General features: G+C 64.9%; 8 protein-coding genes. 6 read left to right on the top strand and 2 right to left on the bottom strand.

What is annotated here, in order from left to right:
• Window positions 1–28: 28 nt before the first annotated feature.
• Entirely contained in the window at window positions 29–17194 is a 17166-nt protein-coding gene (locus FS767_RS05205) for a BapA/Bap/LapF family large adhesin (RefSeq protein WP_144964453.1), read from the bottom strand.
• A 186-nt stretch (window positions 17195–17380) separates the two neighbouring features.
• A complete protein-coding gene (gene norR / locus FS767_RS05200; protein WP_144964452.1) occupies window positions 17381–18934 on the bottom strand; it encodes a nitric oxide reductase transcriptional regulator NorR in 1554 nt (517 codons plus the stop codon).
• 154 nt (window positions 18935–19088) lie between these two features.
• Here norR and hmpA point away from each other — a divergent pair, with 154 nt between their 5' ends.
• The 6 genes from hmpA (at window position 19089) to cyoD (ending at window position 25634) form a co-directional block, all read left to right on the top strand.
• A complete protein-coding gene (gene hmpA, locus FS767_RS05195; protein WP_144964451.1) occupies window positions 19089–20267 on the top strand; it encodes an NO-inducible flavohemoprotein in 1179 nt (392 codons plus the stop codon).
• Window positions 20268–20648: 381 nt separating this feature from the next.
• On the top strand, window positions 20649–21155 hold the full coding sequence (locus FS767_RS05190; protein WP_023533466.1) for a disulfide bond formation protein B: 507 nt from the start codon (window positions 20649–20651) through the stop codon (window positions 21153–21155).
• 556 nt (window positions 21156–21711) lie between these two features.
• Window positions 21712–22656 carry a ubiquinol oxidase subunit II gene (cyoA, locus tag FS767_RS05180; RefSeq protein ID WP_144964450.1) on the top strand — a complete coding sequence of 315 codons (945 nt, stop codon included), beginning with the start codon at window positions 21712–21714 and terminating at the stop codon, window positions 22654–22656.
• 3 nt (window positions 22657–22659) lie between these two features.
• Entirely contained in the window at window positions 22660–24678 is a 2019-nt protein-coding gene (gene cyoB, locus FS767_RS05175; protein WP_144964449.1) for a cytochrome o ubiquinol oxidase subunit I, read from the top strand.
• A 3-nt stretch (window positions 24679–24681) separates the two neighbouring features.
• The gene (gene cyoC, locus FS767_RS05170; RefSeq protein ID WP_058606014.1) at window positions 24682–25302 is read left to right on the top strand and encodes a cytochrome o ubiquinol oxidase subunit III; all 621 of its coding nucleotides are present in this window, start codon (window positions 24682–24684) and stop codon (window positions 25300–25302) included.
• Window positions 25302–25634, top strand: coding sequence for a cytochrome o ubiquinol oxidase subunit IV (gene cyoD / locus FS767_RS05165; protein ID WP_058606015.1), 333 nt, complete (start codon window positions 25302–25304; stop codon window positions 25632–25634). Before cyoC ends, cyoD begins: the two co-directional genes overlap by 1 nt.
• Window positions 25635–25640 lie beyond the last annotated feature (6 nt).

The raw sequence follows: 25640 nt of genomic DNA, 5'->3' as shown, positions 1-25640 counted from the left end.
GGGTGTACCCGGCGGGTTTGCAGCGGCCTCAGACCACATGGATACCGCTTTGCACCCACAAGTGGTGACTCGGATCCTCCTGGGCCGTGTATTGGTTATAGTCGATACCGTCGGCAGTTTGGTTCCCCACCTTGCTCCAGGTGTCGGTCATGTGAACCGAGTCACTTTCGTCCCCCTTGATGATCAGCGTGTCGCTGGCGCTGTCGGTGACCGCCACCACATCGGCCAGGGTCAATGTCAGGGTCACTGCGCTGGTGTCGTTGAGGTCGATGGTTTCGATCTCGTGCACCCGCCCGACGAGGTTGCCCAGGTCGATGCTGGCATCGCCGCCATTCCAGAGCAGGGTGTCGCTCCCGTTTGCTCCGTTGATGCTGGCAAAGGCCTGGTCGCTGATGACCAGCGTATCGTTGCCCGCGCCCCCCTCAAGCGTGACCGCGCTACCGGTGCTGGCCACCAGCGTGTCATCGCCATCGGTGCCGGCGATCACCTCGCTGGCAGCGACTGCGGCGACACTGGCCAGCGCCGCGCCCTCTTCACCGGTGTCCGCCATGATCGCAGCGGTGGCGGCAAAGCCGGTGACCGGGTCGAGGTTGATGGTGAGCGTGGCGGTGTCGGTGGTGCCGTTGGGGTGGGTCAGCTCGTAGGTGAACACTTCCCGTTGGCCGACCACCGACGCGCTTAGCCCGGTATCGAGGGTATAGGCGTAGCTGCCGTCGGCCTGTACCACCAAGGTACCGTAGTTGCCCTGGACGATGGCCCCGTTGTAGCCCGGGATGGTGAAGGTATTCGCCGCCGTGAGCACGCTCAGCACCGTCAGGGGCGAGCCGAGGTTGTCGGCGCCCGCGCCGTCGGTCAGCAGGTTGCCGGTGACCGGCGTATAGCTGCCCACCACGAACTCGTTGAGGTGAGTGGCCGTGGCATTGACCGTGGTGGTCAGCGAGCTGAGCAGCCCAATGCCGCCTGCGGTGACCCGCACGTGGTAGGTGCCGGCGCCCTGGTTCTGGAAGGTGTAGCCCGCACCGCCGCCCAGCAGGGTTACCAATGAGCCACCACCCACTGTCTGCACCGTCACGTACTGCCCGGTGGCCGGGTTGAGCTTCAGCAGTTCGAGCGTGGTGCCGTTGAGCAGTGTCAGCAGGTTGGTGGAGTTGAGCACTACCTGTACATCAGCAGTGGTGTTGGCTGCCACGGTGGTGGTGTAAGTGGCCGAGCGGGTACCGAGCACCGGCAAGGACAGCGGTGAGAACGTGGTGGTGCTGCTGGTTTGCAGGTTCACCAGGCTGATGTTGGTGTTGTCGACGTCGTTTACCGCATCCACCACGGTGGCTGGTGCTGCGTAGTTGGTGTTGCTCCACACCTCGGTGGCTTGTGGGCTGTCGATGCGCACGTACAGGTTGGCGGTGTCGGACTTGCCGTTCGGATGCACCAGTTGATAGCTGAATACATCCACCTTGCCGACGCTGCTCGGGCTGCCGTTGGGGGTATAGGTGTAGCTGCCATCGCCCCTGATAACCAGCGTCCCGTACTGGCCCTGCACGGTGGTGGCGCTGCCAGCGGTCACGTAGCTCCCGCCTTTGAGCACCTGCAGGACCGCGTCGCTGTCCGGCCCACGCGCATCGGTAGTGCCATCGATACCCACGTCGGTGACCACGTTGCCGGACGTTGCAGCGCCTGTACCGGTGAACTGGGTCAGGCTGGTGGTATCGACCTGCAACGTGGTGTTGACCGTGGTCAGCAGACCGATGCCGCCGCTGCCCACGGTCAGCCGGTAGTCACCGGCACGCAGCTCGCCGATGTCCACGCGCAGGCCTTGGCCCAGCGGTAGCAATACCAGGTCGAGCAGGCCCTGGCTGTTGCCGGTGGCCAGCGTCACCCAGGCGCCACTGGCATTTTTTACCTGCAAGGTGAAGGTGGCGCTGTCCAGCAAGGCCAGGGCGCTGCCTGTGTTGAGCGTCAGCGTCGGGTCCGCCGTTGTCCCTGCGCCCACTGTCCAGGTAAAGGTCTTGCTGAAGCCTGCCAGCAGGGTGCTGAACGAGTCCTGGTAGGTGCGGCTGCTGACGACGGGCGCAAGGTTGACCACCGCAGTGGCCAGGTTGTCGCTGGCGATGACCGGTGCATTGGCGTCCACATCGGGCGCGGTAACGGTGACATTGCCCGACACGTTGCCGCGTGGGTCGCTCAAGGTCACCGACAGCAGTTGGCCATTGTCCTGCGGTGGGTTCAAGGCCACGGTGAAGCTGCCGTTAGGCTGCACGGTACCGGTTTGCAGCACCGTGCCGGTCGCGCTGCGCACGGTGACGGTGGCGCCGGGCTCGCCAGTACCGGTCAAGCTGGTACCGTCGGCATTGACCTGCAGGTTGCCGGCGACCGCTGGCGGAGTGAAGTCCGGCGCCGTCAATGCCGTAGGCGTTGAAACGTTGCCTGCAGCGTCCGTGAGCGTAACCGAGAGCGCCTGGTTGTCGATCTGCGCAGCCGCCAGGCTGACCACGAACAACCCGTTGCTGCCGACCGTGGCAGTGCCCAGCACGGTGCCGGCGCTGTTACGCACCTGCACCGTGCTGCCGACCTGGCCCGAGCCGCTGACGGCGGTGCCGGTGGGGTTGATGGTGGCAATCGGCGCGGCAGGCGGCGTGGTGTCGGGTGCGAGCACGCTGGCGCTACCGGACAGGTTACCGGCGGCATCGGTCTGGCGTACCACCAGCAGTTGCCCATCGTTCTGCGGTGAGGTCAGGGCGATGGTAAAGGTGCCATTGGCCTGCACCACACCGGTACCGACCTGGCCACCTGGGCCTTGCACGGTAACGGTAGCGCCTGCTTCACCGTTGCCGGTCAGTACGGTGCCCGCACCGTTGACCACCACGTTGGTCGGCGCAGCAGGTGGTTGGACGTCAGGCGCGGTGAAGGCGGTGTTGCCAGAAGCGTTGCCCGCCGCGTCGGTCTGGCTGACGGTCAGCACCTGGCCGTTCAACTGCGGTGCGTTCAGGTTGATGCTGAACTCGCCGGCGGCGTTGACCTGCCCGGTGCCCAGCACCGCATTGCCGGCGCTGCGCACGGTCACTGTCGCGCCCGCTTCGCCGGTACCGGTCAGTACCAGGCCATTGCTCGACAACGCGGCGATGACCGGGTTTGCAGGCGGGGTGATGTCTGCCGCCACCACGAAGGTCGGCTGCGATTCGCCGCCAACCAAGGCAACGGCCGTGACGGTCAGTTGTTGCCCGTTGAGCTGTGCGGCCGTCAGTTGCAGGCTGAACGTGCCGTTCAAGGTGGCGCCGCCGACACCGATCTGGTTGCCCGCCGCATCGTATACCCGAATGCCCGTTCCCGAAGGCGCATTGCCCGACAAGGTCAGGCCATCGCTGGCCAGCACGACGTTGGTAGGGGGTGCCGGAGGGGGTGCCAACGGCGTGACGAAGGTGATGCTGGCAGACGTATTGGCCGCCGCATCGGTCTGGTAGACCACCAGCGACGCCACCGAGCCGGCAGGCGGACTGGTGACGATCTGGAAGGTCCCGGCGTCGCTGACTTCACCGGTACCGATCACCGTCCCGTTTTTGCTGATGGTGACGGTTGCACCTGGCTCGCCACGGCCTGTGATCACGGTGAAGGTGTTGTCCACTGCCAGGTCTGTAACGGCACCGGGCGGCGAGGTATCCCGGGCCAGCAAGGTGGCCGGGATCGACGCGTTGCCTGCTGCGTCGATGGAGACCACGGTCAGAAGCTGGCCGTTGTTCTGGGCGGGGTCCAAAGTGACAGTGAAGGCACCACCCGCCGCTACCTGGGCGGTGCCGACCTCGTCACCGTCCGGCCCGCGCACGCTGATGGTAGTGCCGGCTTCGGCCGTACCGGTGAGGGTCTGGCCGGTGGCATTGAGCACAAGGTCACCCGGCTGCACCGGTGGGGTGAGGTCAGGCGCTTGCAGTTCCACGCCCGGCGATGGGTTGCCGGTGGCATCCTGGGCGATGAGTGTCAGCTTTTCACCGTTGATCTGTGCCGGCGTCAGTGCCACCACGAAGCGGCCGTCAGCGGCGACGACCACTTGGCCGACCAGGTCGCCTTGGCTGTTGAGCACCGTGACACGCGCCCCGACTTCGGCTGTGCCGACCACCTGGGTGCCGCTGCTGTTGATGGTCGCCACCACCGCTTCAGGGGGCGTGATGTCCAGGGCAGTCAGGGTGCTGACCGGCGAGACGTTCTGGGCAGCATCGGTCAGGGTCACCTGCAACCGCTCGCCATTGAGCTGCGGAGTTTGCAGGGCGATGGTGAAGGTGCCTGCGGCGCTCACCACACCCGTGCCGATCTGCGTCGTGCCCACGAACACCCGCACGGTGGCGCCCACTTCGCCGACACCACCTAGGGTGTCGCCTGCCGCATTGAGGCGCAACTCGGTCGCTGCTGCTGGCGGCGTCAGGTCGGGCGCCTGCACCGTGACCGCCTCGCTGACGTTGCCAGGTGGGTCGGCCTGCAGCACGGATAGCACCTGGTTATCGATCTGAGCCGGCGACAGGTCCACACGGAAGCTGCCGTCTGCCAGGACCGTGCCCGTGCCCAACGTCACGCCCGCTGCATCCCTGACGGTTACCGTGGATCCCGGCTCACCCAAGCCGGTGACCACGCTGCCATCGGCGTTGATTGCTACCTGAGTCAATGGCTCTGGTGGGGTGAAGTCAGGCGTTTGCAAGGTGGCGATCGGCGAGACATTACCGGCCGCATCGGCCTGGGTGAAGCTCAGCACCTCGGCATTGGTGAGCGGCGGGTCGAGGGTCAGCGTGAAGTTGCCGCTGGCATCGACGATGGCGCTGCCGATGTCCTCACCTGCTGCGTTGGTGACGGTCACTTCTGCGCCGGCTTCGCCGCGCCCCGTAATGGTGACGCCGTCGCTGGAAACCGCCAGCTCCGCCGGTGCGGTTGGCGGCGTGGTGTCGGGCGCGGTGATGACGCTGGCGCCCGATTGGTTGCCGGCGGCGTCGGTCAGCAGCACCTGAACCTGTTGCCCATTGGCCTGAGGCGCCGTGAGGTTGACCTGGAAGGTACCATCGACGCGCACGGTGTCGGTACCCAGAACACTGCCGTCGGCAGCGATCACCCGCACGGTGACGCCTGGCTCGCCTGTACCGTTGAGCAGGCTACCACCGCCAGCGAAGGCCAGGTCCTGTGCAGGTGTTGGCGCGGTGCGGTCCGGTGCGGTAAGGCTGACGCTGTTCGATTCGTTACCGGCCACATCTGCCTGGCTGGCATTGAGCAGCTCGCCGTCCAGTTGTGCCGTCGCCAGCGTGGCGCTGAAGTTACCAGCGGCATCGACCACGGCAGTGCCGAGTTCGATACCACCCTCGCCGGTGATGGTCACGGTAGCGCCCGGCTCGCCGCGGCCGCTCACGACCAGGCCATCGCCAGACAGCACCAGGCCGGTCAGCGGCAGCGGCGCCGTGGTGTCCGGCGCCTGCAGCGTGGCAGGTAGCGAAACCGCGCCGTCGGTGCCAGTGGCGGCGATCAGCAGCACTTCGCCGTTGGCCTGCGCGCTGCCAAGGTTGACCGTGAAGCTGCCGTCATTGGCCACTGGGCTGCTGCCCAGGAGTTGCCCATTGGTGCCGTACACGTTGACGGTGGTGCCGCTGGCTGCCGTTCCCGATACCGACAGCCCGTCGGCTGCCAGGACCAGGTCTGCCGGGGTTGCCGGTGCCAAGGGCCCAGGGGCGTTGATCGATTGGGCAGGCGATACGTTCTGCGCTGCATCGGCTTGCACCACGCTCAGGGTTTCACCCACCAGTGCCGCAGGGCTCAGGCTGACGTTGAAACGACCGTCGGCTGCGACCACGGCTGTGCCCAGCAGGCTGCCATCGGCTGCGCTGACGCGCACGGTGGCGCCGGCCTCACCGGTGCCCACCAGGCTCGCGCCGTCGGCGGACACGGCCAGGTTACTGACGGCAGCTGGCGGCGTGGTGTCCGCTGCGGTATAGGGCGCAGCGGTCGAGACATTGCCGGCAGCGTCGGTGGCGGTCACCTGCAAGGCCTGACCGTTGGTCTGGGGGGCATTGAGGGTGATCTGGAAGGTACCGTTGGCAGCGGCGACTGCCGTGCCGAGCACGTTGCCGGCGCTGTCGCGCACGGTCACCGTGCTGCCTGCTTCGGCGCTGCCGGTCATCTGCAGGCCCGAAGGGGCGAGCAGCAGGTCGATCGGCGCGTCGGGTGCCGTAAAGTCCGGCGCGGTCACGGCAACCGCCACCGATGTGTTGTTGCCCGCATCGGTCTGGGTGACGCTCAGGCGCTGCGCGTTGAGCTGGGCGCTGTCCAGGGTCAGGGTGAAGCTGCCATTGGCCGCGACCAGTCCTGTACCGAGGATGGTGCCGTCGACCCCGCGTACGCTGACGGTGGCGCCTGCTTCGCCCAGGCCGGTCAGGGTCAGGCCGTTGTTGTTCAGCACCACGTTGGTCAGGGCGGCCGGGGGTGTGAGGTCTGGCGTGGTGAGGTTGACGGCGACCGAGGTGTTGCCGGCGGCATCGACCTGGGTGACGCCGATGGCTTGGCCATTGGCCTGGGGCGTATCGAACACCACGGTAAAGCGGCCGTCCACACCCACAGTCGCCGTTCCCAGCACGGCGCCGGAGGCGTTACGCACCTGCACGGTAGCGCCGGGTTCACCGCTGCCGGACAGCTGCCGGCCATCGCCGCTCAACTGCGCGTCGCTCACGGCTGCCGGCGGTGTGCGATCTGGCGTGGCCAGGCTGGCCGGTGCCGACACGTTGCCGGCTGCATCGCTGAGGGTGACCTGCAGCGCGCTACCGGTTGTCTGGGCGCTGGGCAGGGTGATCTGGAACTGGCCACTCTGATTGACGGTACCGGTGGCCAGTACCGCGCCGCTGGCATCGCGAATCGTCACCAGCGCCCCGGCCTCACCCTGGCCGCTGACGACCGTGGCCGCGTTGTTCAGGCTCAGGTTGTCGGCAGCCAGAGGCGCCTGCAGATCGGGGGCTTGCAAGGTCGCAGCCAATGACACGTTACCGGCCGCGTCCACCTGGGTGACGATCAGGTTCTGGGCGTTGGCCACTGCCGGAACGAAGTTGACCGTGAACAGGCCATTGCTGCCCACGGTCGCGCTGCCCAGGAAGTTGCCCAGGCTATCGCTGACGCGCACGGTGGCGCCCACTTCGCCCTGGCCGGTCAAGGTGCTGCCGGTCCGGTCGATGGCCACGTTTGCTGGTGCATCCGGTGGCGTGGTGTCTTCGGCGACCACGGTGGCTGGCACCGAGGGTTGACCGCCTGCCGTCGCTCGCGCAGTGACCTGCAATTTCTGCGCATTGAGCTGGGCATTGAGGAAGAACACGCGGAAGATGCCATCGGTGCCAACCGTCGCCGTGCCCAATGTGGTACCGGCGGATGTCACGGTAATCAAGGTACCGACGGTGCCCTGGCCGGTCAGCAGGAAGCCGTCGTCGCTGATCGCAAGGTTGCTTGGGGCCGCGACTTCGTTGCCGGTCGGGCCTTGCAGCTGTACTTCGGTGGAGGCGTTGCCGGCCGGGTCGATCACGACCACGTCGACCGTTTCGCCCGTGCTCAGGGGCGGGTCGACCGGGATCACGAAGGTGCCGTCCGGGCCTGCCGTTTCACTGCCGCGCTCGGAGCCATCAGGATTGCGGATGACCACCGTGCTGCCAGGTTCGGCCGTGCCGCCGACCGTGGTGCCATCGGGGCTCACGCTGACATCGGTAGCTGGCAGCGGATCGGTGTTGTCCGGTGCCGTCACGCTGATCGGCGCCGACGCATTGCCAGTCGGGTCGGTGACCACGACGGTGACCGTCTCTCCATTGTTCTGCGGGGTGGGCAGCGTCACGCTGAAGCCGCCGTCGGCGTCTACCGGGACAGTGACTTGGCCCCCGGCACTGTCGCGTACCGTGACGGTCTGGGCGCCAGGTGCGTTGCCGGTGACAGTGGTGCCGTCTTCGCTGACCACAACGCCAGTGGGTTGCGCAGGTGGGGTGATGTCCGGCGCGGTGACCTGACCGGGCAACGAAACGTTGCCGGCACCGTCGATCAGCACGACGTCCAGCACTTGGCCATCGAGCTGCGCAGGTGACACGGGGACGATGAAATTGCCGCCCTCAGGCACCACGACGCTGCCCAGCACGGTGCCGTCAGCGGCACGTACTTCTGCCGTGGCGCCAGGTTCGCCAACGCCCTGGATGGCAGTGCCGCCCGGGGTGATGACCAGCCCCGTGGCGGTTGACGGTGGAGTGCTGTCGTCAGCCGTGAGCGTGGTTGGAGGTGACAGGTTGCCCTGTGCGTCGATGAGGATTACCGACAGCACTTCACCATTGGTTTGTGCGGGGGTGAGAGGGACTTCGAAGTTGCCATCGACCCCTACTTCGACGCTGCCCAGCACATTGCCGGCGACATCGCGGACCTCGACAGTGGTCCCGGCCTCACCTTGGCCGCTCAGTACATTCCCTGTGCCATTGAGCGTGAGGCCAACAGCCGCCACAGGCGGCTCGAGGTCAGGCGCCGTCAAGGTGCCAGGAACGGAGGCGTTGCCGGCGGGGTCGGTTTGGGTGATCGACAGCGCCTGGCCACCGAGCTGCGCCGGTACCAGGGTAACGCTGAAGTTGCCGTCGGCCTGGACCTCGGCAGTGCCCAGCACGATGCCAGCGACGCCGGTCACCGTGACTTGTGCGCCGGGCTCGCCCGTGCCCGTGACGACGGTGCCATCAGCGGACACCAGCAGGGTGCCGGGTATGGCAGGCGGCTCATTGTCTGGTGCAGTCAGGTCGACGGCCTGGGACAGGTTGCCGGCGGCATCGCGCTGTTCGATGCTCAGCACCTGGCCATTGGTCTGCGCGGGGTCGAGCGTGACCGAGAATGCGCCGTTGTCGCCTACTTGGGCAAAGCCCAGCACGGCGCCGTTCGGGCCGCGCACGGTCACCGTGGCGCCGGCTTCGCCAGTGCCGCTCACCACGCTGCCTGCGCCGTTGATGACGGCGTCGGCGACCAGTTGGGGTGGCGTGGTATCCGGCGCAGTGAAGGGTACCGGGCCTGCGCTGTTGCCCAGGTTGTCGGTGGCTTCCACGCTCAAGTTTTCGCCGTTGCGCTGGGCAGCGGACAGGGTGACGTCGAAGCGTCCGTCGGCGCCCACGGTTGCGCTGCCCAGCACAGCGCCGCCTGCGTCGCGTACGGTGATGATCGAGCCGACCTGACCTACACCGGTCAGATGGATACCCGCGGTGTCGATAGCCAACGCGGAAGGCTGCAACGGGCCGTCCAGATCGGGCGCCGTGACGGTGGCGCTCGAGGTATTGCCTGCGCCATCGCGCACAGTGACTTCTAGGGTCTGACCATCGGTCTGCGGCGGCGTCAGTTGCACGCTGATGACGCCGTTGGCACCGATCTGAGCCGTGCCAAGCACGTTGCCATCGGCATCGGTGACCTGCACCGTGGCCCCTGCCTCGCCACGTCCGGTCAATACGCTGCCGTTGGTGCTCAACTGCAGATCGGTAGGTTCATTGGGGGCGGTGATGTCGGGGGCGACGATTTGCACGGGCAACGAAAGGGTGCCATCGCCATCGATGGCGACCACATCCAGGGTTTCGCCGTTGGCCTGGGCCGGTGTGAGGCCTACGGTGAAGCTGCCGTCAGGGTTGGCCTGAACGGTGCCGATGACATTGCCCTGAGCATCGCGCACTTCCACCTGACTGTTGCCAGGGGCTGTGCCACTGACCGAGGTACCGTCGCCAGCCACCACGATGTCGGTCGGGCTAGCCGGTACGGGGGCTTGCAAGACGGTGACGTCTATCGCCGTGGAGGCATTGCCGGCTGCATCGGTCTGCACCAGCGTGATGGCCTGGCCGGCCACCAACGGCGCATCGAGGTTGACGACGAAGGTGCCATTGGCCGCGACAGTGCCCGTGCCGATGACCAGGCCCTCGTCATTGCGCACCTGCACGGTGGCGCCCGGCTCGCCCCTGCCTGCAACGGCAAGGCTTCCCGCACCTGCCTGCACGTTGCTGACCGGTACCGGCGGCGTGATGTCGGGGGCGACATAGCCTAGCGGCACCGAGCTGTTGCCTGCGGCGTCGGTGACGGTCACGGACAGGGCCTGACCGTTGGCCTGCGGCGGGTCGAGTGTGAGGGTAAAGGTGCCGCCGGGCTGGGCGATGGCGCTGCCGATCAGGCTACCGGCGGCATCGCGCACTTCAACGCGCGCGCCGGCCTCGGCCGTACCGCTCAATGTCACGCCGTTTTCCAGCGCCAGGTTGGCCGGTTGCAACGGCGCCACCTGGTCAGGCGCGGCCAGCGAGCTTGGCACGGAGACGTTGCCCGCTGCATCGGTGAGGGTGACCTGGAGCGCCGAGCCGTCGATCACCGGCGTCTGCAACTGCACCACGAAGCTGCCGTCGGCTTGTACCGTGCCGCTTGCCAGCAGTTGGCCCTGGTCGTTGCGCACTTGGACAGTGGTGCCGGCTTCGCCGCGCCCGGAAACGGTGGCGCCATTGGCGCTGATCACCAGGTCGGTGGCAGGTTGCGGCGGCGTGGTGTCGCCGCCGTTGTCGATCACAGGCGCAGTGACCGAGCCCGGCAATGAGGCATTGCCGGCGGCGTCGGTAGCATTGACCTGCAGCTGCTCGCCGGCCACTTGTGGCGGGTTCAGGGTGATGCTGAAGACACCGGTCGCACCCACTACGGCCGAACCCAGCACAGTGACCCCATCAGCGGCCAGCACGCGCACGGTACTGCCTGCTTCGGCGCGCCCCGTGACGATGCTGCCGTCGCCATTGACTTGCAGCTCGCCGGGGATGGCCGGTGGCGTGATGTCCGGCGCCGTCACCTGCACAGGCAGGGAGGCATTTGCGGCGCCATCGATGGCCACCACGTCGAGCAATTCGCCGTTCGCCTGAGCCGGGTTGAGCACGACGGTGAATGTGCCACCGGCGCCTACCACCACACTGCCGACTACGTTGCCATCGGCATCGCGTACCTGCACCTGGCTGCCTGCCGGGGCCGTGCCGCTGATGCTGGTGCCGTCCTCGGCCACCACCAGATCGCTCGGGCTGGCCGAGGCCGGAACCAGAGGAACGTCGAACAGCAGCGGTTCGGACGGATTGCCGCTTGGGTCGGTCTGCACGAGGTTCAGGCGTGCGCCGGGCTGGGCAGGTGGGTTGAGTTCGAGCAGGAAGGTCCCGTTGCCACTCACAGTGCCGCTGCCGATTACGCTACCGTTCGCATCGCGCACTTCCACGCGCGCGCCCGCTTCGCCTCGACCGGCCACGGTCAGGCCGGCGTTACCCACCACCACGTTGCTTACCGAAGCCGGCGGCGTGATGTCTGGCGCTTCGAACTGCAGCGGTGTCGAGGTGTTGCCGGCGGCATCTACCAGGCGTACATCGAGTGCTTCGCCGTTGGCCTGCGCGGGTGCCAGGGTAATACTGAAGTTGCCGTTTGCATCGACCAGGCCGGTGCCGATCACCGCCCCGCCAGCAGTGCGTACCTGCACCGTTGCGCCAGGCTCGCCGCGACCGGTCAGCGTGACGCCGCCTTCAAGGGCAAGCGCGGTTGGTTGGGCAGGCGCCAGCAGGTCGGGGCTGACCACGGTGGCTGGGGTGGAGGCGTTGCCGGCGGCATCGGTTAGCACGACTTGCAGGGTGCTGCCGTCCTTGACCGCAGGGTCCAGGGTGACCTGGAAGGTACCGTCGGCATTGACGGTGCCGCTGGCCAACAGGTTGCCTTGGCGATCGCGTACCTGCACGGTGGCGCCAGCCTCGCCGCGCCCATTCAGTTGCGCGCCGGCAAGGTTGATGGCCAGGCCCGTGGCAGGTGCAGGCGGCGTGTTGTCCACGGCGTCGATGTCGGGCGCTGTGACATTGCCCCCAGCAGAGCTGTTGCCCGCCGCGTCGGTGGCCGTGACCTGCAAGACCTCGCCGTCGACCTGCGGCGGGTTCAGTGTGATGCTGAAGCTGCCGGTGGCGCCGACCACTGCACTGCCCAACACCGTGGTGCCATCGGCTGCCAGCACGCGCACAGTGCTGCCTGGCTCGCCACGTCCGCTGAGCACCGTGCCGTTGGCATTGACGGCCAGTTCGCTTGGCGTTGCAGGCGCAGTGATGTCCGGGGCGATGATCTGGGTGGGCAGGGAAGAAAGCCCTGCACCGTCGATCGCGACCACATCGAGCAGTTCGCCGTTGGCCTGCGCGGGTGCCAATTCGACCGAGAAGCTGCCGTCAGGGCCTGCGACTGCGCTGCCCAGCAACGCACCGTCCGCGCCGCGCACTTCTACCCGAGTACCTGCCGGGGCGGTGCCGGTCAGGGCGGTACCGTCTTCTGACAGCGCCAGTTCAGCGGGGCTGGCGGGCGGATTGGTCGCTGGCACCGCGAATGTCACGGCGATCGAAGCATTGCCGCTGGGGTCCACCTGGATCAGGCTCAGTTGCTCACCGGGCTGCGCGGCAGGGTCGAGATTGACCAGGAAAGTGCCGTTGGCGGTAACCACGCCGCGACCCAGCAGGTTGCCATCGATGTCACGTACTTCAACCGTGGCACCGGCTTCGCCACGGCCACTGAGTGCGGTACCCCCTGGGCCGACCAGAAGGTTGGTCACGCCTTCGGGTGGCGTGATGTCCGGGGCGTTGAACTGCAGCGGCTCAGACGTGTTACCCGCTGCGTCGACCAGGCGTACGTCCAATGCCTGGCCGTTGGCCTGGGCAGGGGAGAGGGTGACTGTGAACAGGCCGTCGTCACCGACGATTGCCGAGCCGATCAGGGTACCGGCTGCGGTACGGACCTGTACGGTCGCACCTGCTTCACCGCGGCCAGTCAGGGTCACGCCGCCAGCCAAGGCCAGTTCGGTTGGCTGTACCGGGGCGATCAAGTCAGGGGAGGTAACGGTCGCGGCCTCGGACACGTTGCCAGCGGCATCGGTGAGCGTGACCTGCAGGTCGCTACCGTCTTTGACGGCGGGGTCCAGGTTGACAGTAAAGGTGCCATCGGCGGCTACGGTACCGGTTGCAATCAGGTCACCGGCCGCATTGCGCACTTGGACCGTGGCGCCGGCTTCACCGCGACCACTCAACTGTGTACCCGCCACACCCACTACCAGGTTGGAAGCCGCTTCAGGCGGCGTCGTATCGCCGCCGCCGTCAATGTCCGGCGCAGTGACCGAACTGGCCTGGGATGCATTGCCCGATGCATCGGTGGCAGTGGCTTGCAGCACTTCGCCGTCCACCTGGGCAGGGTTCAGGGTGATGCTGAACACGCCGGTGGCGCCGACCACCGCCGAGCCCAGCTCGGTGCCGTCAGCGGCCAGAATGCGCACGGTGCTGCCCGGCTCGGCGCGGCCCGTGACCACGGTGCCGTCGGCACTCACCGCCAGCTCTGCGGGAGCGGCGGGGGCCGTAATATCGGGGGCGGTGACCTGGGCGGGCAGTGACGACACATCGTCGGCGATGGCCACCACATCCAGCAGTTCGCCATTGGCCTGGGCCGGGTTCAGGTCGATGCTGAAGCTGCCGTCGGCATTGGCGATGGCGCTGCCGACCAACGCACCGCTGGCATCGCGCACTTCGACGCGTGAGCCTGCCGGGGCAGTACCGGTGAGCACGGTGCCGTCGGCGTTTACCGCCAGGTTGGCTGGGCTTTCCAGGGCTGGGGTCAGGGGCACTTCGTAGTCGACTGCAGGCGAGGCGTTGCCGCTAGGGTCTGTCTGCACCAGGCTCAGTTGCTCGCCGGGTTGCACGGCGGGGTCGAGGTTGACCAGGAAGGTGCCGTTGGCAGTGACCACGGCGCTGCCCAGCAGGGTCCCATTCGCATCGCGCACCTCCACCGTTGCACCTGGCTCGCCTCGGCCACCGATGACGGTACCGCCAGGGCCGACCAGCACATTGGTGACCGCTTCTGGCGGGGTGATGTCAGGGGCGTCGAACTGCAAGGGCGCCGAGGCATTGCCTGCCGCATCGACAAGGCGTACGTCCAGTGCCTGGCCGTTGGCCTGGGCAGGGGAGAGGGTGATGCTGAAGGCGCCGTCTGCGCCCACGGTGCCTGTGCCGATCAAGGTGCCGGCGGTATCGCGCACTTGTACGGTAGCGCCTGGCTCACCGCGGCCGGTGAAGGTGACGCCATCGGCCAGGGCCAGGTCGGTGGGTTGCGCAGGCCCTACGAGGTCTGGCGACGCCACGCTGGCGGCCGGCGAAGTGTTGCCTGCCGCGTCGGTGAGGGTGACTTGTAGGCTGCTGCCGTCTTTGACGGCGGGGTCCAGGCTGACGGTAAAGGTCCCATCGGCACCGACGGTGCCCGTGGCGAGCAGGTTGCCTGCCGCGTCGCGCACTTGCACGGTGGTACCGGCTTCGCCGCGACCGCTCAACTGTGTGCCGGCCAGGCCGACCACCAGGTCCACGGGCGCGTCTGGCGGTGTGACGTCACCACCGCCATCGATGTCCGGTGCTGTGACTGCGCTGGCTTGGGATACGTTGCCCGCCGCATCGGTGGCAGTGGCTTGCAGCACTTCGCCGTCCACCTGGGCAGGGTTCAAGGTAATGCTGAACACGCCAGTGGCGCCGACCACCGCCGAGCCCAGCTCGGTGCCGTCAGCGGCCAGAATGCGCACGGTGCTGCCCGGCTCGGCGCGGCCTGTGACCACGCTGCCGTCGGCGCTCACCGCCAGCTCTGCAGGGGCGGCGGGGGCCGTGATATCGGGGGCGGTGACCTGGGCGGGCAGTGACGATACATCGTCGGCGATGGCCACCACATCCAGCAGTTCGCCATTGGCTTGAGCCGGGTTCAGGTCGATGCTGAAGCTGCCGTCGGCATTGGCGATGGCGCTGCCGATCAACGCACCGCTGGCATCGCGTACTTCGACGCGTGAGCCTGCCGGGGCAGTACCGGTAAGCACAGTGCCGTCGGCGTTTACCGCCAGGTTGGCTGGGCTTTCCAGGGCTGGGGTCAGGGGCACTTCGTAGTCGACTGCGGGCGAGGCGTTGCCGCTAGGGTCTGTCTGCACCAGGCTCAGTTGCTCGCCGGGTTGCACGGCGGGGTCGAGGTTGACCAGGAAGGTGCCGTTGGCAGTGACCACGGCGCTGCCCAGCAGGGTACCGTTCGCATCGCGCACCTCCACCGTTGCACCTGGCTCGCCTCGGCCACCGATGACGGTGCCGCCAGGGCCGACCAGTACATTGGTGACCGCTTCTGGCGGAGTGATGTCAGGGGCGTCGAACTGCAAGGGCGCCGAGGCATTGCCTGCCGCATCGACCAGGCGTACGTCCAGTGCCTGGCCGTTGGCCTGGGCAGGGGAGAGGGTGATGTTGAAGGCGCCGTCTGCGCCCACGGTGCCTGTGCCGATCACGGTGCCGGCGGCATCGCGCACTTGCACGGTAGCACCCGGCTCACCGCGGCCGGTGAAGGTGACGCCATCGGCCAAGGCCAGGTCGGTGGGTTGCGCAGGCCCTACGAGGTCTGGCGACGCCACGCTGGCGGCCGGCGAAGTGTTGCCTGCCGCGTCGGTGAGGGTGACTTGTAGGCTGCTGCCGTCCTTGACGGCGGGGTCCAGGCTGACGGTGAAGGTCCCATCGGCACCGACGGTGCCAGTGGCGAGCAGGTTGCCTGCCGCGTCGCGCACTTGCACGGTGGTGCCGGCTTCGCCGCGGCCGCTCAACTGTGTGCCGGCCAGGCCGACCACCAGGTCCACGGGCGCGTCTGGCGGTGTGGTGTCACCGCCATCGACCAAGGGCGCGGTGATGTTGGCTGCCGGCGACGTGTTGCCTGCTGCGTCGGTGGCGCTCACCGCCAAGGCCTGGCCAGTGGTCTGCGGGGGTTGCAGCGTGATGCTGAACAGGCCGTCGGCGCCCGCGATGGCGGTGCCCAGCAACGCACCGCCAGGGCCGCGTACCGAAACGGTAGATCCAGGTTCGGCCCGCCCGGTCAGGGTGGCCCCTTGGGCATCGACGGCCAGGTTGGTCGGTGCGAGTGGCGCCGTGAGGTCTGGCGCAACGACGGCACCCGGTGCAGAGACGTTGCCAGCGGCGTCGGTCAGGGTGACTTGCAGGTTCTGGCTATCAAGCTGCGCCGGTGTGAGCACCACCTCGAAGGCTCCATTGGCCCCCACCACGCCGCTGCCGATCACATTGCCGGCAGGGTCGCGAACGTTGACCGTGGTGCCGGGTTCGCCGCGGCCCGACAGGCGCGTGCCATCAGCGGAGACAACGAGCGCCACGGGCGCATCAGGAGCGGTGGTGTCGGTGCCATCGACCACTGGAGCCACAATACCAGCTGCGGCGGACGTGTTGCCCGCTGCATCCTCGGCCGTGACCTGCAACGCCTGGCCCGCTGTCTGTGCCGGTTGCAGGGTAACGCTGAACAAGCCGTCCGCCCCAGCCGTGGCCGAGCCCAGCAGCACGCCATCAGCCCCTCTGACCGACACCGTGGAACCGGGCTCGGCGCGGCCTGTGAGCGTTGTACCCTGGGCGTCGATGGCAAGTTCGGTCGGCGCCAGCGGAGCGGTCGCATCCGGCGCGGTCACGGTGCCCGGTGCAGACACATTGCCGGCTGCATCGGTCAAGGTCACCTGCAGGTTTTCGTTGTTGATCTGGGGGGCGTTGAGCGCTATATCGAAGCTGCCATCGGCCCCGACCGTACCGGTACCGAGCAGGTTGCCAGCGGCATCGCGAATGTTCACGATCGCACCCGCTTCACCGCGCCCCGACAGGCGCAGGCCATCCGGGGAAACCAGCAGGTCGATGGGGGTTGCCGGTGCCGTGGTGTCAGGTACTGCACCGCCACCACCGCCGCCGCCGCCACTACCGCCGCCCACCGCCGCCGCGCCGCCGCCCACGCCGAGCAATCCCAAGCCTGCGATGGCCCACGTCGGCATCGCGTCGCCCGCCGTACCGATGCCTGCAACCAGTTCGTCCAGAGAAGCCACTTCGTTGAAGGTGAAACCGGTGAAAGCCTGGGCATCGTATTCGGCTTGCCAGAGGGTGCCGTCTTCGCCGACGAACACCATGTCGCTGCCGACGCCTGCCTGGTTCACCGCGAAGAAATTACCGATGGTGACCTTTTCGCCGGACTTGAGCGTGACGATCAAATCCTGCCCGCGTTGCGTGACGGTGGCGACCTGGTCGGGCGCGACGGGCATTTGCACGACGCCTGGGCCATTGAGAGTGATATTGCCCCAGGCATTCTGGGTGGCGACGGCGGACTGCTTATCGGCGACGACGATGTTTTCCATGAAGTGCTCCCTGCTGGTCGACTGATCCCCCCCGGCCTGAATGCGGCCGGCATTGCTGCACCAGGTCCTCTGGAACGCGATGCGGCAGCCTCGACCGGTCAGTCGAGGCGTGGGCGTTTAGGAGATATAGCAGCCTTGTTCAGACCAACCAGAGGCTTTCTGGGTTAATCCTTTTGTGAGGCATCCCTAGCGAATGCCCAGCCGCCGGGCTAGGCGGCTGAGGTTCGCGCGGTCGAGTTCGAGCACTCTTGCGGTGGCGGCCCAGTTGCCCTGATGTTGATCCAGGCAGGCCTGGATCAGCTGGCGTTGGTAGGTGTCCAGCGCTTGGCGCAGGCCTCCAGCACCCAGTTCCGGCACCGCCGTTTCACGGGCAGGGGCGAGCTGTGAAGGCAGTGAGGCAAGTGGCTGAAGATCCAGGTCGGCAGCGGTCAAGGACAAGATCTTGGGACGCACCGTTTGTCGGCCCAACGCCTTAAGCGCCGAGCGGCCGATCAGATGCTCCAGTTCACGCACATTGCCCGGCCAGTCGTAGGACAGAAGTGCAGCCTGGGTGTCCGCGTCCAGACGTAGGCTGCTCAAGCCCAGGCGTGAGCGATTCTGTTCGAGGAAGTAGCCCGCCAGAAGCAGCACGTCGCGTGCTCGTTCCCGCAGAGGGGGGACATGCAGGGGATATACGCTCAGGCGGTGGTAGAAATCGGCACGCAATCGCCCGCTGCGCACCTCGGCGGCCAGATCGCGGTTGGTGGCGGCGATCAGGCGCACGTCGACGTGATGTTCGCGGTCCGAGCCCAGCCGCTGCAACTGCCCGCTTTGCAACACGCGCAGCAGCTTGGCTTGTACGGCTAGCGGCAACTCGCCCACCTCGTCGAGAAACAGCGTGCCCCCATTGGCCAGTTCGAACTTGCCTCGGCGCTCTGCATGGGCGCCGGTGAAGGCTCCGCGCACGTGGCCGAACAGCTCGCTTTCTACCAGCGTGTCGGGCAGCGCTGCGCAGTTCAGGCTGATCAACGGCTTGTGGGCGCGGCTGCTCGCCTGGTGCAGGGCTTGGGCTACCAACTCCTTGCCCACCCCGGTCTCGCCGGTGATCAGCACGGTGAGGTCGCTGCTGCCCACCAATCGGATTTCCTCCAGCATGCGCTTGTGGGCCGGGCTCTGGCCGATCAGCTCGCGGTCCTGACCACTGGCCTGGCGATACACCTCTGCTCGCTGATGCTCGTTTTCTGCGCGCAGGGCCAGGCGTTCGATCCGCTCGGCCACGGTCACGGTGGCAGCGGCCAGGCTGGCAAAGGCTTGCAAGGCGTCGAGCTCCAGGCTCTGGAACTGGCCGGGCGTCAGGGCATCGAGGGTGACCAGCCCCCACGGGCGCTCATCGACCATCAAGGGGCAACCCATGCAGTCGTGAACCTCAAGGTCCACGTCCGGTGTATTGACCAGGCCATCGTAGGGGTCCGGCAGCTCGGAGTCGCTGGCAAAGCGGGTAGGGGAGGGGCTGCTCAACAGAATCTGAAAACGTGGGTGCTCACTGACCTTGAAGCGACGGCCAACGGTATCTGGGCTCAGGCCGTCCACGGCCAAGGGTACTAGCCATTGGCCATCGAGCCGGAGCAAGGCGGCAGCGTCACAGGGCAGCAGACTGCGCATGGCTTGCAGCAAACGGCGATAGCGCTCTTGATCGGGCAGGTCGCGGGACAGGTCGCTGACCAGTGGCAGCAAGGCGGTAAGCAATGGCTTGGCAGTCATAGGGACTCCTGTGTGTCTAATTGACTATAAGCCATCGTGTGTCATTTCGACATGCTACGGCTTGAAGGCCCCGAATTTGCAGGGCCCTGGACTTGGCACGAATGATGAAATGATCCAGGCATCATTCGAAGCCCATGGCTCAGGAGTTGCTGCAATGCTCAATGCCGAACAACGTGCGATCATCAAGGCCACCGTTCCATTGCTGGAAACCGGCGGCGAGACACTGACCACTCATTTCTACCAAATGATGCTCAACGAGTACCCCGAGGTACGTCCACTGTTCAACCAGGCGCACCAGGCCAGCGGTGACCAGCCGCGTGCCTTGGCCAATGGCGTGCTGATGTATGCCCGTCACATCGATCAGCTCGAACAGTTGGGCGGTCTGGTGGGCCAGATCATCAACAAGCATGTGGCGTTGCAGATCCTGCCCGAGCATTACCCGATCGTTGGCCGCTGCTTGTTGCGGGCCATCGAGGAAGTATTGGGCAAGGACATTGCCACGACCGAGGTGATCGACGCCTGGGGCGCAGCCTACGGCCAGTTGGCAGACATTCTCATCAATGCTGAAGAAAGCCTTTACAAGCAAAAAGAAGAGGCCGACGGCGGATGGCGAGGGACCCGCGAGTTCCGACTGGCACGGCGAGTGGTGGAAAGCCGCGAAATCGTCTCTTTCTACTTCGCCCCAGTGGACGGTAAGCCGGTGCTCAAGGCCGAACCTGGGCAGTACATCGGCCTGAGGCTGATGATCGATGGTGTAGAGCATCGTCGCAACTATTCGCTTTCCGCGTTGTGCGACGGTGGTGAATATCGGATCAGCGTCAAACGCGAATCGGGTGGCACGGTCTCCAACTACCTGCATGACCAACTGATGGTAGGTGACACCCTCCAATTGTTCCCACCAGCCGGTGATTTCATACTGGCCGCCAGTGACAAGCCGTTGGTGCTGATCAGCGGGGGCGTGGGCATAACGCCTACCCTGGCCATGCTAGAGGCGGCCTTGCCGACTGGCCGGCCGGTGCACTTTATTCACTGCGCGCGCAACGGGCAGGTGCATGCGTTTCGCGAGTGGCTCGACACCCAGGCAGCGCAGCACCCGCAACTCAAGCGTTTCTACTGCTACGCCGAAGCAGATGATGCAGCTCACGCCAATGCCGTGGGCTTGCTGGACCAGCATCTGCTGGGCGAGTGGCTCCCTCGTGAACGCGACGTGGACGCCTACTTCCTCGGGCCGAAGCCCTTCATGGCTGCGGTCAAACGCCAGCTTCTGGCCCTGGGCGTACCCGAGCAGCAGACCCGCTACGAGTTCTACGGGCCGGCCGCGTCGCTGGTGTAAGGGCCTTAGTGCCTAGTGACTATATATAAAGAAGCGTAACGGCCACGCCGAAGGTCGGCCGTAAGGGGCTGCATAGCAGCCCCTTGCTGTATTGACGAAACCCGCCAGGGCGATGCTTGCCTGATGCGTTAATCCTGCATTAACCCAGCTGCCATTCACTCCTGCTGAACGACAAGCAGGCGGCAACTGCGGCCTGTCCGGCAGCTTCAATTTTTGCTGCCCCCTCGTTGAACCGTTCTGCCAACGCCCGGTCTGAGCCACACCCCATTGTCGCCAGGAGTATCTATCCATGAAAGGCGGGGCGCCCAGGCCACCGGCGTCTGTGTAGAATTGCGCCAAGCTGGCGGACTACGCTGCGACTATCCATCCAAGGAACCGGCAATGAATGATCAAACATCGCGCCTGAATCGGGAACGGCGCTTTCTGGTACTGTTGGGCCTGATCTGCGTTTCGCTGATCGGTGGCGCCCTCTACATGCAGGTGGTGCTGGGCGAGGCGCCATGCCCGTTGTGCATTCTTCAGCGCTATGCGCTCCTGTTCATCGCCGTCTTCGCATTCCTGGCTGCAGCCATGCCCGGGCGACGCAGCCTGACCTTCTTCGAGGCACTGGTGGTGGTCAGCGCCATTGGCGGAATCATTGCAGCCGGCAACCATGTGTATATACTCGCCAACCCCATGGTCAGTTGTGGCATCGATACCCTGCAGCCCATCGTCGATGACTTGCCCTTGGCCAAGGTCTGGCCGCTGGCGTTTCAGGTGGATGGTTTCTGCAGCACGCCTTACCCACCGGTGCTGGGCCTTTCACTGGCGCAATGGGCATTGATCGCCTTCGTCCTGACGGCGTTGCTGGTGCCACTTGGTATCTACCGCAACCGTCGCCGTCCTTAGACAAAAGTCCCTGAATACGACAAGGTTTTTTGCGGGCGCCATCGAGGTACGAAAACCCCTGGGAAGTTGATCCAGATCAAGCTGTAGCCCTTGCTGGATGCGGGTTCCAGGGCTATAGCCAGGGGTGCGACAAAGTGTCGCGAAGTTGAATTTATCGGCGTTATTGTTACAGATCCTGTAAAGGACTGTTGCTCAATAAGTCATAGTCAAGGGTTGGCGACCTATCTACAATCGCCCCCAATTTCCGTTCGGCACTGCTTGCAAGTCGCAGGATTGAAGGAAGCCCCAGCGCTCCTTTTTGCTGACTTCGTCAAGTTTCGCCCAACGGCGATACCGGGCGGACCCCCCTCCGCGTTTTCCGCACCAAATGGAATTGGTCTGCTATACAGGCCTTTGCCTACGAAACCAAAAGCACCGCTAACTCGCTTGAAGCCAAGGTCCTGCAGTCGGGCCCAGGCAGGAGCGGGTACGGGCGCGCAATGCCTCACTTGGTTGGACGAAGTGTTGGCTATCAAACACCAATTGCATTGAAGCAAGCTGATCTAGAGGTCGTGAGATGAGTAAAAAGCGTTACCCCAGACTGTTTGGCATATTGCCCTTTTTAGGCATGCTTTTACTCAGTGGGTGCAACTGGACCCTGCTCGACCCGAAGGGACAGGTCGGCATTGAGCAAAAGAACCTGATCCTGATCGCAATCGGCCTGATGCTGCTGGTCGTCGTGCCAGTCATCATCATGACCGTGGTGTTCGCCTGGAAGTATCGCGCTTCCAACAAGGCAGCCACCTACACCCCGGACTGGTCGCACTCGACCAAGATCGAGGCTGCGGTGTGGATCATCCCGATCCTGATCATCATCGTGCTGGGTTACGTGACCTACAAGTCCACCCACAAGCTCGACCCGTACCGTCCTCTGGATTCCGACGTGAAGCCCGTGCAGATCGACGTCGTCGCGCTAGACTGGAAGTGGCTGTTCATCTACCCGGAACAAGGTATCGCCACGGTCAACAAGATCGTCTTCCCGGCCAATACCCCGGTCAATTTCCGCGTCACCTCCGACGCCGTGATGAACTCGTTCTTCATCCCGGGCCTGGGTGGCCAGATCTACGCCATGGCGGGCATGACCACCAAGCTGCACCTGATCGCCAACGAAAACGGCGTGTTTGACGGTATCAGCGCCAACTACAGCGGTGCTGGCTTCACCGGCATGAAATTCAAGGCTACTGCCACGTCCCAGGAAGACTTCGAGAAGTGGGTCGCCGAAGTCAAGCAGTCGCCGAAGAAGCTGGGCAAGGCCGAATACGAAGCCTTGGCCAAACCAAGCGAAAACAACCCAGTCACGCTGTATAGCGAGGCCTCGCCTGACCAGTTCCAGCTGATCGTCGACAAGTACGAAGGCATGAACCGCGGTCGTTCGAGCCACGAAGAAGCTGGCAGCAAAGACCTGGCCACCACCAAGGGTGTGGAATCGAGTATGCAACCAGCTGCCGGTGCAGAGGAGTAAGAGATGTTCGGTAAATTAAGCCTGGAGGCGATACCCTATCACGAGCCGATAGTCATGGTGACACTCGCCATTATCGCGCTCGGTGGTATCGCTGTCGTTGGTGCGGTCACCTACTTCCGCAAGTGGTCCTACTTGTGGACCGAGTGGTTGACGACCGTCGACCACAAGAAAATCGGGGTGATGTACATCATCGTCGCGATGGTCATGCTGCTGCGCGGCTTCGCCGACGCCATCATGATGCGGACCCAGCTGGCTGTTGCCACCGGTGGTTCCGAAGGCTACCTGCCGCCTGAACACTATGACCAGATCTTCACCGCCCACGGTGTGATCATGATCATCTTCATGGCGATGCCATTCTTCACCGGTCTGATGAACCTTGCGGTTCCTCTGCAGATCGGTGCACGTGACGTGGCCTTCCCTTTCCTGAACTCCCTGAGCTTCTACCTGCTGCTGGCAGGCGTGCTGCTGGTGAACATCTCGCTGGGCGTTGGTGAATTCGCCAAGACCGGTTGGGTTGCCTATCCGCCGCTCGCGGGCATTCAGTACAGTCCGGGCGTGGGTGTCGACTACTACATCTGGGCGCTACAGCTCTCAGGATTGGGTACGACACTGACAGGCGTGAACTTCCTCGTCACCGTGATGAAGATGCGCGCACCTGGCATGAAGCTGATGGACATGCCTATCTTCACCTGGACCTGCACCTGGGCAAACGTCCTGATCGTGGCTTCGTTCCCGATCCTGACCGCTGCACTGGCACTGCTGACCGTTGACCGTTATCTGGACTTCCATATCTTCACCAACGAGCTTGGTGGGAACCCGATGATGTACGTCAACCTGTTCTGGGCGTGGGGTCACCCTGAGGTTTACATCCTGATCCTGCCGGCCTTCGGCGTGTTCTCGGAAGTCACCTCCACCTTCTCCGGCAAGCGCCTGTTCGGCCACCACGCGATGATCTACGCATCGGGTGCGATCGCTGTACTGGGCTTTGCGGTTTGGCTGCACCACTTCTTCACCATGGGTGCCGGCGCCAGCGTCAACACCTTCTTCGGCCTGGCGACGATGCTGATCTCCATCCCGACGGGTGTGAAGCTGTTCAACTGGCTGTTCACCATCTACCAGGGCCGTCTGCGCTTCACCGCGCCGATCCTCTGGACCCTGGGCTTCATGATCACCTTCTCCATCGGTGGCATGACCGGCGTTCTGCTGGCTGTACCGGGTGCTGACTTCGTGCTGCACAACAGCCTGTTCGTGATCGCCCACTTCCACAACGTGATCATCGGTGGTGCGGTATTCGGCTATATCGCTGGCTTCGCCTACTGGTTCCCGAAAGCCTTCGGTTTCACCCTGAACGAGAAGTGGGGCAAGGCTGCCTTCTGGTTCTGGATCTCGGGCTTCTACGTGGCGTTCATGCCGCTGTACGCACTGGGCTTCATGGGTATGACCCGTCGTCTGAACCACTCGGACAACCCACTGTGGGAACCCTACCTGTACGTGGCCGTGGTTGGTGCCGTGCTGATCCTGTTCGGTATCGCCTGCCAGCTGATCCAGCTGTTCGTATCGGTTCGCGATCGTCACCAGAACCTGGACGTGACCGGCGACCCATGGGGCGGCCGTACCCTGGAATGGTCGACTTCCTCGCCACCTCCGTTCTACAACTTCGCCCACATGCCTGAGAAGGTTGGCCTGGATGCCTGGCACGAAGCCAAGGAAGCCGGTGTTGCCTACAAGGTGCCGGGCAAGTACGAAGCGATCCACATGCCGAGCAATACCTCTACCGGTTTGTTCATGGGTCTGTTCCTGACCATCTTCGGCTTCGCTTTCATCTGGCACATCTGGTGGCTGGTCGGCGCAAGCCTGGTTGCAACCATCGCTGTCTTCGTTCGCCACGCTGCGCGTGACGACCAGGGCTACATGGTTCCGGCCGAAGAAGTGGCGCGCATCGAAGGCGAGCGCATGAAAGCGTTGGCCAATGCAGGTGCTCTGCCTGCCGGCGCACGTGTCGAATCGTTTGAGCGGGTGTAATCAATGTCCAGTCAAGTAATGCACGGTGCTCATGGTCACGACCATGGGCACGACGATCACCACCACGACTCGGGCCAGATGACCGTACTGGGCTTCTGGCTGTACCTGATGACCGACTGCATCCTGTTTGCGTCGCTCTTCGCCACCTACGCGGTGCTGTCCGGCAGTTTTGCCGGCGGCCCGTCGGGTCATGACATCTTCCAGCTCGATTTCGTAGCTGTTGAAACGCTGTTCCTGCTGCTGTCCTCGATCACCTTCGGCTTCGCCATGCTGAAGATGTTCGCCGGTAACAAGGCAGGCGTCCTGGGCTGGTTGGCTGTGACCTTCCTGTTCGGTGCAGGCTTCATCGCGATGGAAATCTACGAGTTCCATCACCTGATCGGCGAAGGCTTCGGCCCGAACCGCAGTGGCTTCCTGTCGGGCTTCTTCGCCCTGGTAGGCACCCACGGTCTGCACGTGACGGCTGGTCTGATCTGGATGGCAATCATGATGTACCAGATCAACAAGCACGGCATCACGCCGACCGCCAAGACCCGCATGAGCTGCCTGAGCCTGTTCTGGCACTTCCTGGACGTGGTCTGGATCTGCGTATTCACCGTCGTCTACCTGCTGGGGGTTCTGTAATGGCTAACGCACACGACACTCATCACGAAGGCAGCCACGGCAGCGTCAAGTCGTACATGATCGGTTTCGTCCTGTCGATCATCCTGACCGCGATCCCGTTCGGCCTGGTGATGTTCCCAAGCCTGCCGAAGAACCTGACCGTTCTGGTCGTTGTGGCCATGGCCGTGATCCAGGTGGTGGTACACCTGGTGTACTTCCTGCACATGGACCGCTCGAAAGGGCAACGCAACAACGTATCGACGTTCCTGTTCACCGTTATGGTGATCGCGCTGCTGGTTGGCCTGTCGCTGTGGATCATGTTCAGCATCCACGCCGAAATGCTGGCCAAGTGAGGTAAG

It is taken from the genome of Pseudomonas sp. DE0010 (assembly GCF_007680745.1).
Lineage (GTDB): Bacteria > Pseudomonadota > Gammaproteobacteria > Pseudomonadales > Pseudomonadaceae > Aquipseudomonas > Aquipseudomonas parafulva_B.
Note: the sequence above shows the minus strand (reverse complement) of the source record. Positions and strands in the feature narration are given on the sequence as shown.